This is a genomic window from Methanobrevibacter olleyae (assembly GCF_900114585.1).
Lineage (GTDB): Archaea > Methanobacteriota > Methanobacteria > Methanobacteriales > Methanobacteriaceae > Methanobrevibacter > Methanobrevibacter olleyae.
Genome location: NZ_FOTL01000026.1, coordinates 19302 through 34936, shown reverse-complemented (window position 1 = coordinate 34936; position 15635 = coordinate 19302). Strand labels below are relative to the sequence as shown.

The window sequence follows — 15635 nt, the reverse complement described above, 5'->3', positions numbered from 1 at the left end:
TGAGACTGGTAATGGTACTAGTAATGCTACTAATAATAATGTTAGTCTTAATAATGTCACTTTGAGAGTTACTAAGGTGTCTGATAAGAGTGTTGCTAATGTTGGTGATAAGGTTACTTATATTATTACTGTAGTTAATGTTGGTTCTACTAGTGCTAATGGTGTTAGTGTTAGTGAGTTGATTCCTAAGGGTTTAACTTTAATTAACAATAGCTGGAATACTAATAAGTGGACTAAGGCTGGTAATGTTTGGACTCTTGTTGGTGCTTTGAATGGTGGTTCTAGTGCAACTTTAAAACTTGTGTTCCTTGTTAATGGTAAATCTAATGGTACTGTTGTTAATGATGTTCTTGTTATGTCTAATGAGACTGGTAATGGTACTGTTAATGCTACTAATAATAATGTCACTTTGAATGTTACTAATGGGTCTGATAGGATTGTTGATAATTCTACTGCTAGTAACACTAATAACTATGTATATAGAGGTTCTATTGGTATGAAACCTACAGGTAATCCTTTAGCTATATTTATTATGGTTATTTTTGTTTTGTTTGTTCCATTTAGAAGATTTAAAAAATAAGAGGTTTTATTTTAAAACCTCTACTTTCTTTTTTTTTATAGTTTGATTGTAGGTCAAAACTAATTTCTTTTTTTTTGTGAAAAATTTTTAGGCTTATTTTTTTCAAATATAACTTCATTTATTCCATGTTATAGTAAATTATGAAACTTTTTTTAAATAGTAAATTATAAAATAGTAATTTATGGTTGGAAGAAATACATTTATAACAATATTTAAGCACTAAAGAAATAGAAGGTTTAGTTAAAGGATATAAATATTATCATAAAATTTATTAATAAGGCTTTTATTTATTTGTATGATTTATAAAAGGTGAAGAATCAGGTCATGTTTGTATTATTTGATATAGTGAGATAATTAGGGGGGTGTGGATTTAATTATAATAAAGTTTATCCCTTTTCTTTATAAAGCAACTGAAAAATGCTAAAGGAATTTTAAAAGAAAGATTGAAAAGTTATTGATTTAACTAAAAAAAGATGAAAAAATAGTCTTTTTTTTGATGATTCTGCAATTCAAAATCAAGCCAATTTTTCAAAATCAGTATGTAAAAAAAAGGGTTTCAAAAAATTTAGCAAAGAAAAATCCTTATAAATTTAAAGGCAATGCTTTATAGGTTCTAATTGCATTAATGGGAAATCATAGTTTAACTATTTCAGAAACATCTAAAAGTTTATGATATAGCAAAGGCTTTTTATTGAAATTAAGATAGCAAATAGTGAAATACCAGTTTTAAGATCTTTTATTAAATAAATTTTTCTTGGATTCTGATTTGTCTTCAGATCAAATTCAACAAGAAATTTTAGAAAAAAATTCTACTAAAAAAAGATTTTATAAATAAAAATAATGAAAAATATTGAAAATAATCAATTAACAACTGTTGATTAGCATTAAAGTTGGAAAAACAAAGTAGAAAGGAAAATTTAGACAATAAATGAAGAATTGATTCAATAAATCGTAAAATTCTTTTGAAAATATTGATAAAGAAAGTAATTTAACAGTATTCTTATTCAGGACCTAGGATTTATATTATTTTAGATAATTATAGTGTTTATAAAGTTGAATTAGTTAAGAAGATATGTGAAATTTTAAATATGAGTTTAATGATATCTTCCATTATTTTTCTTTAATTTTAATTTTAGTTTTTTAAATTGTAATCTTATTGCTTCATTAATGTAAGTTCTTTAGTTCTTTTATGTTAGTTTATTGAGACATATTTATTTCAATATATTTCTTTATTAAATGCTTTCTATTTGCAATATCTAATATTTTTATATAAAAAATATTATTTTTATGTAAGTTTATAAGTACAATTTATTTTTTTCTTATTTTTTCATTACTAGTTATAATATTTTTATATTTAAGAATAAAGCATTTATTAGTTTTATTTTTACTATTAACCTATAATTTTTATTGATATTTTAATTTAAATTAATTATCTTTTATTTTTTAATTATATTTTTTTATAATTTTGCAATATGTTTTTATCATTTTTAATTGATGATTAATTAGTTAAATAGGTTAAAATGTTATAAAATTATTTTATTTTATGTAATAAAAAATTAACATATTTTTTGTAATTAATAAAGTTTATATATTCTTTATTTATTAAATTTAATATATATCATTAATTTTTTAATTTTCTATTTTAGGATCTTAGAATTTATTAATTTATTATGGAATCTTTATTCAACTTTAGGATTTTAGAGTTTATTAATTTATTAATAGAAAGTTTATTAAGGAGGAATATTATGAAATCATTTAATTTTTTATTAGATATTGAAAGAGAGAATAAACCAAGAGAAAATGGATTAACAATGGTTTTAGATAAGGGCTTAGGGCTTGAAAACGCTGAAAGTCTTATGAAGATTTCTGGGGAATATGTGGATTTTTTAAAGTTTGGTTGGGGAACTTCCATTGTACATGATAGAGATATAATAAAAGATAAAGTTGAAATGTATAAATCATTTGATATTGTTCCATATACTGGAGGAACTTTATTTGAAATTGCATATAAAAATAATAAATTAGATGATTTTTTCAAAGAAGCACATGATTTAGGCTTTGAAACTATTGAAATATCTGATGGATCTATAAATATTCCTCATGAAAATAAATTAGAATCTATTGAATTAGCTAAAAATGAAGGATTTAAAATCTTATCAGAAGTTGGAAAAAAGGACCCTAATTTAGATAAACAACTGAGTTTAGATGAAAGGATTGATCTTATGCAAAGTGAATTGGATGCAGGTTCTTCTTTAGTTATTGTAGAAGCTCGTGAAGGTGGAAAAGATATAGGGATATTTGATGCATCAGGTAAGGCAAAAGATGATGAAATAGACTATATTGTTGGTAATTTTGATAAAGATAAAATTCTTTGGGAGGCTCCAAATAAAGACCAACAAGTATTTTTCATTTTAAAACTTGGAAATTCTGTCAATTTAGGTAATGTTTCTACTGATGATATCACTTCTCTTGAAACCTTAAGGAGAGGATTAAGGGGAGACACTTTAGGAAAACTATAAAAAATAATCATTTTTATAATTTATATTTAGAGATATTTAAGAAGGGATTATATGAAAGAAAGGACAATTGAGGAGATAAATAAAAAGATTGAAAATAATGAGGCTAATATATTCACTGTTAGAGAGTTTAAAAAACTAATTAAAGAGGATAAAACACCAAGCTTTGAAGAAGTAGATGTAGTAACCACAGGAACTTGTGGTGTAATGAGTGGAACTGCAGCTATTTTTAATTTCATTATTTCAGAACCTGGTAAATTTATGAGAGCTAAGAATATCTATTTAAATGGCGTTCCAGCTAATGTTGGACCTTGTCCTAATGAATGGTTAGGTTCTGTAGATTTAATTCTTCATGGAACTGCAAAATCTTTAGAAAATCCCTTTTATGGCGGAGGTTTCCTTTTAAAAGACCTTCTTGAAGCTAAAGATATTGAAGTTAAAGTTGAAACAATTGAAGGAGAAATTATTGAATCTAAAACAAATATTAATGAATTGATTAGAGGTCAGCTGATAGGAAGTCGTATGGCATTTAAAAATTACAATTCTTTTACAAATCCTTCAGATGAAGCTGTATCTTCTATTTTTGGAGCTATTCCTTTAGAAGGTAATTTTTCCACCTATACTTTCTCTGGTTGTGGTGATTTTAATCCTATTCAAAATGATCCGGATTTAAATATTATTAAGGCAGGAACCAAGATTCTTTTAAATGGTGCTGAAGCTTATGTTCTTGGTGAAGGAACTAGAAGCTCACAAGAAAAACCAAATCTGATGCTAAGTGGAAATATTAAAGATATGGATTCTCAATATATTGGTGGCTTTAAAACTGGTGAAGGTGGGGAGGTTTACGATACTGTAGCTATCCCGATTCCTGTATTAAATGAAGAGATCTATAATAATTTATTAGTCGTAAATGAAGATATTGAATTGGGAGTAATGGATATTAGAGGCCGTCACTTGCCATTATCTAAAACTGATTATTCTAAAGTTTGGGATGCTTATGATTTAAGGCCGAAATTTATTGAATCCGACTGTATTAATTGTGATATCTGTAGGGTGGAAGAGATATGTCCAACTAATGCGTTTAATGACAAGAAATTAGATTTATATAGGTGTTTTGGTTGTGGAATCTGTTCACATTATTGTATAGGTGATAGCTTTAATATGAATACTGGTAGTTTAAAATTAAAAATTGATGATAAGGTTCATAATATTCCTATTGTATGTAGACAATCTGATTTACTTAGAGCAGATAAATTATCTTCTCATTTGAAAGATTTAATTGAAAATCAGGAGTTTAAATTATAAATTATTTGATTAGTTTGTATTTAATTCTATTATTTATCTTGTTTATACTTAGTTTTAGGTGTTTATTAGCTATATTTATCTTGTTTATACTTAGTTTTAGGTGTTTATTAGTTATATTTATCTTGTTTATACTTAGTTTTAGGTGTTTTTTATTGGGTAATTAATGGTATTATTTTATTTAGGTGTTTTTATGAATAAAGAATTGATTAACAATAATCCTATTGAATTTGCTGTAGATATTATCTCTCATGATAAGAATACAAAAGAAAATGGGGTTTTAAAATGTGTACAATGTGGTATGTGCACTTCTACTTGTCCTGCAGCTCGCCATTCTAGCTATAATCCCAGAGATATTATAGAAAGAGTTTTAAATGGTGATGAAGCTATTTTGGAAGAAGAGGATATTTGGAACTGTTTTTATTGTTATACTTGTCACAGTGTTTGTCCTGTTGGAAATAGTGTTTGTGAAATAAATCAAATTCTTAAACAAAATGCTATTTCTAAAGGTATTGCTTATGAAAAGCTCTATGATTATTTAGGTTTTGCAGATAGCTATTTTAATGCAGCTATAGGTGCTATTCCTGAAGCATTCTTTGAAGATATTAAAGATGATGTTGATGGTTGGTGGGAATTTAGACAAGATTTAGTAGATATTAGGAATAAATTGAATTTAGGTCCTTTATTTCCATCTGAAGATGTTATTGATGAGGTGAGTATTATTTTAACTAATACTGGATTCAAATCTCGAATGGATGAAATTAGAAAATCTCAAGAGGATAAAATATGAAAGATATTCCAGATAAAGATATTTTATTATTTAAAAGTTGTCTTGTAAGTGTAGAGTATCCAGGTATTGAATCTTCTACTAAATATGTTTTTGAGAAATTAGGTATTGATTATGAGATTTCAGACAAACAAACCTGTTGTACTGGTTTAGGGCATTATTCTGATGTCTTTGATCAACTATCTACTTCAGCTATTGGAGCACGTAATTTCAAAATAGCTCAAAACTTGGGACGTCCAAATTTAGTTATGATGTGTGCAACTTGTTATGCCATTAATAAAAAATCAGTTAAGTTATTAAATAACAATGAGGAATTTCGTGAAAAAATTAACGATGTTTTTGAAGAGTCTAATTTATCAAAATTCAAATATGAAAAGGATGATTTAAAACCAAGTGAAAATATTTTTCATGTTGTAGACATTCTTTATAATAAAAAGGAAGAAATCTCTAAACATATAAAATATGATTTAAGCAAATATAATATAGCTACTCATCATGGCTGCCATTATTGTAAAGTGCATTATGAAGATACAATTGCAGGAGTGAGAAATCCAAATATTCTTGATGAATTGATTGAAGCTTGTGGATGTAAAACAATTGGATGGTATGATCATAAAGGCTCTACTTGTGGTACAGGATTCAGACAAAGATATTCTAATAGAGATTTATCATTTAATGCTACTGCAGATAAAATGAAATCCTTAGATGATGATAAAGTTGAAATTTTAGTTCATTTATGCCCTAATTGCCATATTCAATTTGACAGATATCAAGATTTAATATCTAGAAGGGAAGGTAGAAAATTTAATGCTATTCACTTGAATATTTCCCAATTTATAGCTATTGTTATAGGTGCAGACTTTGAAGAGGTAATAGGTGTACAGGCACATACAGTTCCTATTGATTCTGTAATAAAAGATTTAGTTGAAATTAAAGATTCTGTAGCTGGTGATTTAGCTGATGTTAGGAGTTCTGTAGCTGGTGATTTAGCTGATGTTAAGGGTTCTGTAGCTGGTGATTTGGAGGATGTTCGGGGTTCTGTAGCTGGTGATTTGGAGGATGTTCGGGGTTCTGTGGCTGGTGATTTAGCTGATGTTAAGGGTTCTGTAGCTGATGATTTAGAGGAGATTCAATGATTAATTCAAAATTAAATTTATTTCTTGTAAATAATGTTTGGAGGCTGGCTTGTGACTAAAGATTTAAAAGTAGGAGTGTTTTTATGTCATTGTGGAGGCAATATTTCAGATATAGTTAATATTGATGATATAAAATCAACTTTAGATGTTGATGTTGTTGAAGAGTTTGAAAATCTATGTTCTTTAAATGGGCGTAAAATAATTAGGGATGCAATTTTTGAACATGACTTAAATCGTGTAGTGGTAGCTGCATGTTCTCCAATTAGTCATGAAAAAACCTTTCAAGATTATGTTCAACCTTTAAATCCTTATTTGATGGATATGGCTAATATTCGTGAACAATGCTCTTGGATTCATGAAGACAGTGAAAAGGCAACTAATAAATCTATAAATCTTATTAACGCTTCAATCGAAAAGGTTAAGCAAGCTGAAGCTATAGATTCCATTCATTGTCAAACTCCTGATGCAGTTGCAGTTATTGGAGGTGGAATTGCAGGTATGAATGCAGCTCTTTCTCTTGCTAAACAGGGAATTAAAGTTACTATCATCGAACAATCACCATCTATTGGAGGGAATATGGCTAAGATTGGTAAAGTATTTTCTCCTGTAAAAATAGCTGAAGAATGTGGTATGTGTCTGTTAAATCCGGTGGTAAATGAAATCGTTTGGAATGACAATATTGAAATTATTACAAATGCTAAGGTGGTTGATGCTCTAAGGAGAGCTGGAAATTATAATTTGATTATAGAACAGTCACCAAGATATGTTGATAGTGAAAGATGTATTACATGTGGTAAATGTGCTAAAGCTTGTGAAGTTGAAGTTCCTGATAACTGGAATGATGGTTTATCTATGAGAAAAGCTATTTACAGACCTTTTGGACAATCATATCCTCAATCATATGTTATTGATTCTAATAGTTGTATAAAATGTGGAAAATGCATAAAAGAATGTTCTATGAAAGCTATTAATTTACGAGATAAATCTGAGAAGATTCCTTTAAATGTTGGTTCTGTAATTATAGCTACAGGTCATCAGCTATTTAATTTAGATAATAGGCCTGAATATTCTTATCAAAGATATGATGACATTATCACTCAAAGCGAACTTGGCCGTATTACAGGAGTAAATGGCCCTACAAAGGGGAAATTAGTAAAATCTAATGGTGAAGTTCCAAAACGTGTTGTAATGATTCAATGTGTTGGTTCAAGAGATGAAAAACCAGGTGGACATAGATATTGTTCGAAAGTTTGTTGTACTGTTGCATTAAAAAATGCCAATATTATAAAACATAAACATCCAGAAACAGATGTTCTTATCTGTTATACTGATATGAGAACACCAGGTATGTTTGAAAAATATTATAAACATACTCAAGAAAATGAGGTAAGGTTTGTAAGAGGTAGACCTGGGGAAGTAGTTAAAAAGGGAGATAATTTCATTGTAAGGGTGGAAGATACTCTTAAAAATGAATATTTAGAAATTGAAGCAGATATGGTTGTTCTATCTACTGCTATGGAAGCTTCTGAAGGTACAAAAGAGATTGCAGATATTTTAGATATTAGCAAAACTGAAGATTTATTTATTAAAGAGGCTCATCCTAAAATAAAACCAGTTGCTACTGATGTTAAAGGTGTTTTTGTTTGTGGCACTGCTCAAAGTCCAAAGGATATAACTGATTCCATTATGCAAGCTAATGCAGCTGCTGCTAAAGTATCTGAATACATTCATACAGGTATTGAAATAGAACCATTTATTGGTGTAATCGATGATGAAAAATGTGTTTTATGTGGAAATTGTATTCATACATGTAAATTTAAAGCAATGTCTATAGAGGATGAGTCTATTTATATAGATCCAATGTCTTGTTCTGGATGTGGGAAGTGTATGTATGCCTGTGACAATCATGCTATTACCATAAATGGAAATATTGATGAAAAGATATTTGCAACGATTGAAGGAGCTTTAAAAAATAAAAAATATGATGAGAGAAGGATTTTAGTATTCTTGGATCAAATAGGCTATACTGCTGCAGATAATATTGGTGTAAATAGACTTTCTTATCCAGATTCTATCTATATTATTAAAGTTCATTCTGTAAATCGTGTAAGGCCGAGACATATCTTATTTGCCCTTGAAAATGGTGCAGATGGTATCTTTATTGGAGAATATCCTGGAGATTTAATGTATGATGAGGTTGAAAGGAAAATTGATAATTTAAAAGATAGAATTTCTAATGATGGTGGTAATCCTGATAGAATAGCCTTTTCTAAAGTTTATATTCCTTATTTCACTGGTCTTGCTAAGAAACTCAATGATTTCGATAATAAAATAAAATCTTTAAATGATATGGAAATCATTTAATTCTATTTTTTTTATTTTATTCGATATGGAGATCATTTAATTCTATTTTTTTTTATTTTATTCGATATAGTGCTAAGTTAATTCTTTTTTTATTTTATTCATTAATTTAATCAATATTCTTCTTCAATATAGTTCAGGGTTTCTTCTATTGAATAGCATACTTCAATTAATTTTCTATCATCTTCAGGAATTGTTTTTTCTTTTATCATAAAATCAATCATTTTAAGTAAACTATCATAAAAATGATTAATATTAAATAGAACTATAGGCTTATTATGAACCTTTAATTTCTTCAATGTAACAATTTCAAAAAATTCGTCTAATGTGCCTAATCCTCCTGGAGCAATTATAAAAGCATCAGAATGTTTTAAAAATAAGTTTTTTCTTTCATCCATTGTAGAAGTATAAATAAATTTATCACATTCTTTACAAATTCCTTCAAATTCTTCCATCCATTCAGGTGCGATTCCTAAAACTTTTCCATTTTTATTGATTACACCTTTAGAAACAGCTCCCATGACTCCGGTATCTCCACCACCAAATACAAGGTCATGCTTTCTTTTTGCTATTTCTTCACCTAATTTATATGATATATCTACATAATTTTTATCAATTTTATTGCTTCCAGCACCATAAAGACAAATTCTCATACTATCATCTTTTAAATTTAATTAATTTTATAAAGTATTGATTTAATTAATAGTTATTTTAATATTATTAATTTTATAAAGTATTGATTTAATTAATAGTTATTTTAATTCTATTTTTAATCAAATAAATAACTATTATCTATTAATTTTTTTTTAATGAGGTTAATTATTATTTACTAATTTTTTTAATTATCTTATTATTAATTTTTTTTAATCAAATGGATAATTATTAGTTTTTATAAGAAATTTAATATTTAATTTACATATTACTTAAATTCTTTGATATAATTTCTATATTTCATATTTTATTTATTTAATATATTTAAATAAAAACTTACAATATATAATAATATATCTAAGTAATTCTTTTTTTATATGATTTGAAAGAATTTGACATAAATTAAACTTATTTGATATTTTATAGATTTATATTAATTATAGGGTTTGTTTCTTATGAGAATTTTAGTAGTTCAGGAATCTGATTGGTTAAAGAGAAATCCTCATCAACAGCATCATTTGATGGATAGGATGGTTTTAAGAGGACATGAGGTTAAAGTTATTGATTATCCTATTGATTGGCCTAAAGATGATTCAAAAGGATTCATTTTCCATAGAGAGATTCATGATAATATTTCAAAAGTAAAACAAGAAGCAAATATTCAAGTTATTCGCCCAAGTTTTATAAAAAAACCAGGATTAAATTATATATCTTTGTATTTCACTCATAGAAACGAGATTAAAAATCAGATTGAAGATTTTAAACCTGATCTTATTATGGCTTTAGGGTTATTGAATGCTTATACTGGCTCTAAATTAGCTAAAAAATACAATATTCCCTTTGTGTATTATCTCATTGATGTTTTATATGCATTAATTCCTGAAAAAACATTCCGATCTTTTGGTAAAAAGATTAATATGAAAGCTATTGATAATTCTGATTTAGTAATTACAATAAATCAAAAATTATCTGAGTTAGCTATTGAATTAGGTGCTAAAGATGAAAATACAATTTTAATTGATGCAGGAATTGATTTAAAGGATTTCAATCCAGAACTTGATGATTCTAATATAAGATTGGAATATAATATAGCTCCTGATGATATTGTTTTATTCTTTATGGGATGGATTTATGAATTTGCTGGAATGAAAGAATTAGCAATTGAACTTGGAAAGAATAAAGAAAAGTATCAGAACATGAAGATTCTTATTGTAGGTGATGGAGATGCTTATGATAAGATGATTAAGATAAAAAAAGAATATAATCTTGACAATCAGTTAATTCTTACAGGAAAGCAACCTTATGAAAAAATACCAGAATTTTTAGCTTCTGCTGATTTTTGCCTTCTTCCTGCATATATCGATGAAGATATTATGCAAGATATTGTACCAATTAAACTTTATGAGTATTTAGCTATGGAAAAGGTAGTTATAGCAACAGAACTTCCAGGTATTTCTAAAGAATTTGGATATGGTAATGGTATTGAATATGTTCAAAAGGCAGAAGAAGTTTTAGAAACTGCTCAAAAGATAGTTGATGAAGGTAGATATGAGGAGATTTCTAAAAAAGGAAGAGAATATGTTAAATCAAATGATTGGGAAGCAATAACTGATAAATTTGAAAATGCTTTAAATGATTTGATAAAATACTATAACTGATAAATTTGAAAATGCTTTAAATGATTTGATAAAATATTATAACTGATAAATTTGAAAATGCTTTAAATGATTTGATAAAATAGCTTAAATGGCTTTATTATATTTAAAATCTTTCAAATTTTTTTATTTTCCAAAAAACTTAAATATCACTTTTCTAACCAGTTTTAAACTAATCTCTTAGTATCTTCTAAATTAGATTTTAGCTTGAAAAAAGTTCTAATTGGTGATAATATGGCTCCCAAGACTTTTAATGAAAAACTAAATGATTCAAAGGATATGCCTAAGGTTATAAATATTGAAGATGAAAAATCTATAAAACATTATGGTGGAGAAAACATGTTAATTGCACCACCATTAGAGTATAATGAAATTATGGATAAAATTCCTAATGGAAAAGTAATAACTATCAGTGAAATTAGGGAATTTTTAGCAAAAAAGCATAATGCTGAATTTACATGTCCAATGACAGCAGGAATATTCATTTCTTTAGCTGCCCAAGCAAGCGAAGAAAGAGAGGATGATAAAATACCATTTTGGAGAACTCTTAAAAAAGATGGTGAATTAAACCCAAAATATCCTAGAGGAATAGAATATCAAAAAGAAATGCTTGAAAAGGAAGGGCATAGCTTTATTAAAAAAGGAAGAAAGAACATTAAGTATTTTGTTGAAAATTATGAAGATAAATTATTTAATTTAGAGTAAAATTCTTAATCCTGATCTGTTTTCTTAAATCTAATAATTTTATATGCCAATAGTTAATAAATTATTTATTAACATACTTATAAATCTTAATATAATTGAAATAGATGATTCATATTATTTATAAATCTTAATATAATCAAATATGGAGGATTTATGTGCCAGAATTAACATTTAGACAAGAAAGAGAAGAGGATGTTCCACTAATTTTAGAATTTATTAAAAAATTAGCAGATTACGAACATAGATTGGATGAAGTAATAGCTACTGAAGAAGCATTAAAATATTGGATTTTTGATAAAAAACAAGCGGAAGTAATATTTGCTCTTGAAGATGGAAAAGAAATAGGGTTTGCATTTTTCTTCTTAAGTTTTTCAACTTATATTGCTAATGTTAATATGCATTTAGAGGATCTCTTTATTGACCCTGACTATCGTGGAAAAGGATATGGTAAAGCATTACTTAGAGAACTTGCTAAAATTGTAAAGGAAAGAGCATATGGCAGATTTGAATGGACCTGTCTTAACTGGAATCAGGATAGTATTGACTTTTATTTATCAATTGGAGCAGAAAAGAAAGATTGGAATGTTTTTCACTTTACAGGAGAAGCTTTAGATGATTTTGTTAATGAAAAATAGCTTTTTAATAAAAAACTAATCATTCTATAAGAAATATTCTTTTCTTTAATAAAAAACTAATCATTCTATAAGAAATATTCTTTTCTTTAATTAAAAACTAATCATTCTATAAGAAATATTCTTTTCTTTAATTAAAAACTAATCATTGTATAAGAAATATTCTTTAAATTATGGTGAAAAAAATGTTAATTGATTTTAATGAAATTTCAGAAATTACAATTGCTAATATGAATGGTGGAGAAGGAAACGTCATTGCTAAAATGGAGGTAAATGAATATGGTAGGTTTATTCAAACTATTATTCCATCTAATTCTTCAATTGGTCTTCATAAACAAGAATCTAATGATGATATTAATTTTATAGTTTCAGGAGAAGGAATTGCAATTTGTGATGGTGTAGAAGAGATTTTAATGGCTGGAACTTGTCATATTTGTCCAAAAGGTTCTATTCATTCAATTATAAATAATGGGGATGAAAATTTAGTATTTTTTACAGTTGTTCCAAAATAAGCAGTATATAAAAAATTATTATATTCTCTTTTTTTCTTTTTTTGCTTGATTATTCATTTTTTATTTATTTTTTTCTATTTTTTATTTAGTAATTTGCTTGATTATTCATTTTTTATTTATTTTTTTAATAATCTTTCAATTTAAAAAATCCAACTTATCATATTTAATTTAATAAAGTTTTAATAAGTGTAATACTAAAAATAGATAATGATAATAAATTAATTAAAAAATTTTAAATTAATTTATTAATTTTATGATTCTATTAATTAATAAAGCTTGAATTAATTTATTAATTTTATGATTCTATTAATTAATAAAGCTTGAATTAATTTATTTATTTTTTATAATTTTTATTAATTGATTACAATTATTATTTTTTTTAATTTATTGTGTGATATAATGAGTGGAAATGATATGATTTATGATTTAAGAGATAAGCCACCTATTGTAGAGTGGATTTTATTGTCTCTTCAACGTCTATGTGCTATTTTTGGTGCTACAATTTTAGTACCAATTGTAGTAAATACTACTGTTGGTGAAGCTGTGTTGTCTGTTCCAGTTGCTTTAATCACTTCTGGGATAGGTACTATTATTTATGTAATTTGTACAAAGGGTAAAAGTCCAGTATATTTGGGAAGTTCATTTGCATTTATTGCTCCTATGATTGCAGGATTTGCACTTGGTGGCAAATCAAGTATTTTCTCTGCTTTAATGGTTGTAGGTTTAGTATATGTAGCAATATCCTTAATTATTAGAGTTACTGGCAATAATTGGATTAATAAACTATTACCTCCTGTTATTGTAGGTCCTATGATTATGGTTATTGGGCTTTGCTTAGCTCCAACTGCTATTCAAGAAATAGGTCTTGACCAAGCTGTTGTAAGCTGGAAAAACATTGTAGTGGCTCTTGTAGCATTTCTAACAACAGCTGTCATTGCTATTCGTGGTAGGGGAGTATTAAAAGTTATTCCTTTCTTAATAGGTATTATTGTATCTTATATTGTAGCGGCTTTCTTAGGTATGGTTGATTTCTCAGGATTCTATGCAGCTCATCTATTTGAAGTACCTGGATTTTACATGCCATTTGTAAATTATGACTTTAATCCAGTTGCTCTTTTAACAATTGTTCCAATTGCTATTGTAACTATAGTGGAACATATTGGAGACCATAAGGTATTAGGGGAAATTATTGATAGGGACTTAATTGAAGATCCCGGTTTAAACTGGACGCTTCTCGGTGATGGTCTTGCCACATTTGTAGCAGCTCTTTTTGGCGGTCCTGCAAACACTACTTATGGTGAGAACACTTCTGTTGTAGGTTTAACTAGGGTGGCATCTATTTATGTTATTGTTTTAACTGCAATCTTTGCAGTTATCTTTGCATTTTCTGGACATTTAACTGCACTTCTTGCAGCTATGCCTAACCCAGTTATTGGTGGTGTAGCTATTCTTCTTTATGGATTTATTGCAGTAAATGGGGTTAAAATATTAATTCAAGAGGATGTCGATTTTAATAATAATAAAAACATCGTTGTTGCAGCTACTATGTTAGTTTTAGGTTTAGGTGGAGCTACCTTATCTATTGCAAGTGGTGATTTATCTGTATCTATTTCAGGTATGGCTCTTGCAGCAATTGTTGGTGTTATTTTAAACTTAATCATTCCAGAAAGAGAAGAATGATCTTTTTGAGGATTACCTCAAAACTTTTTTTATTTTTTATTTATTTTACTTATTTTCTCATCTTTAGCTATTTTAAAATTTTTTAATTTTAAATATTATGTTTTTTAACTTAAATTTATTTTTTTTATTAGGGTGTTCGCCAAAAATATATTTTTCTTAAAGATTTCTTTCTTTATTTGGTAAATAGATTAAATTTAAATCTTTGATGTATATCATCTACAGACCAATTAAACTAATTATGAGATAAGGATTTCAACAGAGCCAATTATATTTTTTTATTATTCGGTATAGTTAATTATTTATAGATGGTTGTATAGAGTTATTATTAATTAATTATACATATCTATGTTTTTAATTTCATTTAATTAAATAAATCAATAAAAATGGAGGGTATATGTTTTTAATTTCATTTAATTAAATAAATCAATAAAAATGGAGGGTATATGTTTTTAATTTCATTTAATTAAATAAATCAATAAAAATGGAGGGTACTAAAATGATTAATGATTTAAATAAAATTGTTATAGTATTTTTACTTTTAATGTTTTTATCTATTTCAGCTGTCTCAGCACAAGAGAATACAAGCTCTGAAATAGATTTAAATGAAAACATGGCAACTTTAGAACTTGAAGAAAAGGATGATAACATCAAGGCTGAAAGAAAGGAGGTTGATTCGACAGCTTTAGATGCTGGTGAAGAAGATGAAGTCAATTTTGTAATGAATGAGGATAATTTAAAAGGCACAGGATCATCATTCACAGATTTACAAGAATTAATAGAAGATACAGGTGAGAATGGTACATTAACTCTAGATAAAGATTATACTTATTCTCCTAGTGATTCAGAGATAGTTATTGATAAATCCATAACTATTGATGGTCAAAACCATGTAATTAATGGAAATTTATCAACTAGAATACTCCATATAACTGGCAATAATGTCACATTAAAAAATATAAAATTCATAAATTCCAATAACACTTCTGAGGGTGGTGCTATCTATTGGGAAGGAACTTATGGTAATATAAGCAACTGTTCTTTTGTTAATAACCATGCAAAATATGGTGGTGCTATCTATTGGGAAGGTTCTAATGGTTTTTTAAGTGTTTGTTCTTTTG

General features: G+C 26.9%; 11 protein-coding genes and 2 pseudogenes. 12 read left to right on the top strand and 1 reads right to left on the bottom strand.

Going from position 1 to position 15635, the window contains the following annotated elements; genetic code table 11:
- The 6 genes and pseudogenes from BM020_RS07345 to hdrA all read left to right on the top strand — a co-directional run.
- Positions 1–580: DUF11 domain-containing protein (locus tag BM020_RS07345; RefSeq protein WP_143743975.1), on the top strand; the 580-nt coding region annotated here is incomplete at its 5' end.
- A gap of 1745 nt (positions 581–2325) precedes the next feature.
- The gene (gene comA, locus BM020_RS07340) at positions 2326–3099 is read left to right on the top strand and encodes a phosphosulfolactate synthase (protein ID WP_067146679.1); all 774 of its coding nucleotides are present in this window, start codon (positions 2326–2328) and stop codon (positions 3097–3099) included.
- Positions 3100–3150: 51 nt separating this feature from the next.
- Complete coding sequence (locus BM020_RS07335; protein WP_074798761.1) at positions 3151–4401, top strand: methanogenesis marker 16 metalloprotein; 1251 nt, start codon at positions 3151–3153, stop codon at positions 4399–4401.
- Between the two features lie 190 nt (positions 4402–4591).
- Positions 4592–5188: a ferredoxin:CoB-CoM heterodisulfide reductase subunit HdrC gene (gene hdrC, locus BM020_RS07330; protein WP_074798759.1), complete on the top strand. Its 597-nt coding sequence runs from the start codon at positions 4592–4594 to the stop codon at positions 5186–5188.
- Positions 5185–6117 (top strand): annotated as a pseudogene (gene hdrB, locus BM020_RS07325) (ferredoxin:CoB-CoM heterodisulfide reductase subunit HdrB); the annotation flags it as partial. The gene hdrC and the pseudogene hdrB, both read left to right, overlap by 4 nt.
- 255 nt (positions 6118–6372) lie before the next feature.
- Positions 6373–8685 (top strand): ferredoxin:CoB-CoM heterodisulfide reductase subunit HdrA, encoded by a 2313-nt coding sequence (gene hdrA, locus BM020_RS07320; RefSeq protein ID WP_082762115.1) that lies wholly within the window; start codon positions 6373–6375, stop codon positions 8683–8685.
- Positions 8686–8795: 110 nt separating this feature from the next.
- On the opposite strand, the gene BM020_RS07315 is transcribed toward hdrA, so the two are convergent.
- The gene (locus BM020_RS07315; RefSeq protein WP_074798757.1) at positions 8796–9335 is read right to left on the bottom strand and encodes an LOG family protein; all 540 of its coding nucleotides are present in this window, start codon (positions 9333–9335) and stop codon (positions 8796–8798) included.
- Positions 9336–9788: 453 nt separating this feature from the next.
- Between BM020_RS07315 and BM020_RS07310 the strand changes: the two genes are divergently transcribed.
- From BM020_RS07310 to BM020_RS09625, 6 genes and pseudogenes are all read left to right on the top strand, one after another.
- Entirely contained in the window at positions 9789–10991 is a 1203-nt protein-coding gene (locus BM020_RS07310) for a glycosyltransferase (RefSeq protein WP_074798755.1), read from the top strand.
- A gap of 231 nt (positions 10992–11222) precedes the next feature.
- Positions 11223–11693: an MGMT family protein gene (locus tag BM020_RS07305; RefSeq protein WP_074798753.1), complete on the top strand. Its 471-nt coding sequence runs from the start codon at positions 11223–11225 to the stop codon at positions 11691–11693.
- Positions 11694–11848: 155 nt separating this feature from the next.
- Entirely contained in the window at positions 11849–12328 is a 480-nt protein-coding gene (locus BM020_RS07300; protein WP_074798751.1) for a GNAT family N-acetyltransferase, read from the top strand.
- A 182-nt stretch (positions 12329–12510) separates the two neighbouring features.
- Entirely contained in the window at positions 12511–12837 is a 327-nt protein-coding gene (locus BM020_RS07295; protein ID WP_067146662.1) for a cupin domain-containing protein, read from the top strand.
- A gap of 399 nt (positions 12838–13236) precedes the next feature.
- Complete coding sequence (locus tag BM020_RS07290; RefSeq protein WP_067146660.1) at positions 13237–14517, top strand: uracil-xanthine permease family protein; 1281 nt, start codon at positions 13237–13239, stop codon at positions 14515–14517.
- Positions 14518–15013: 496 nt separating this feature from the next.
- Positions 15014–15635: pseudogene (locus BM020_RS09625) on the top strand (hypothetical protein); the annotation flags it as partial.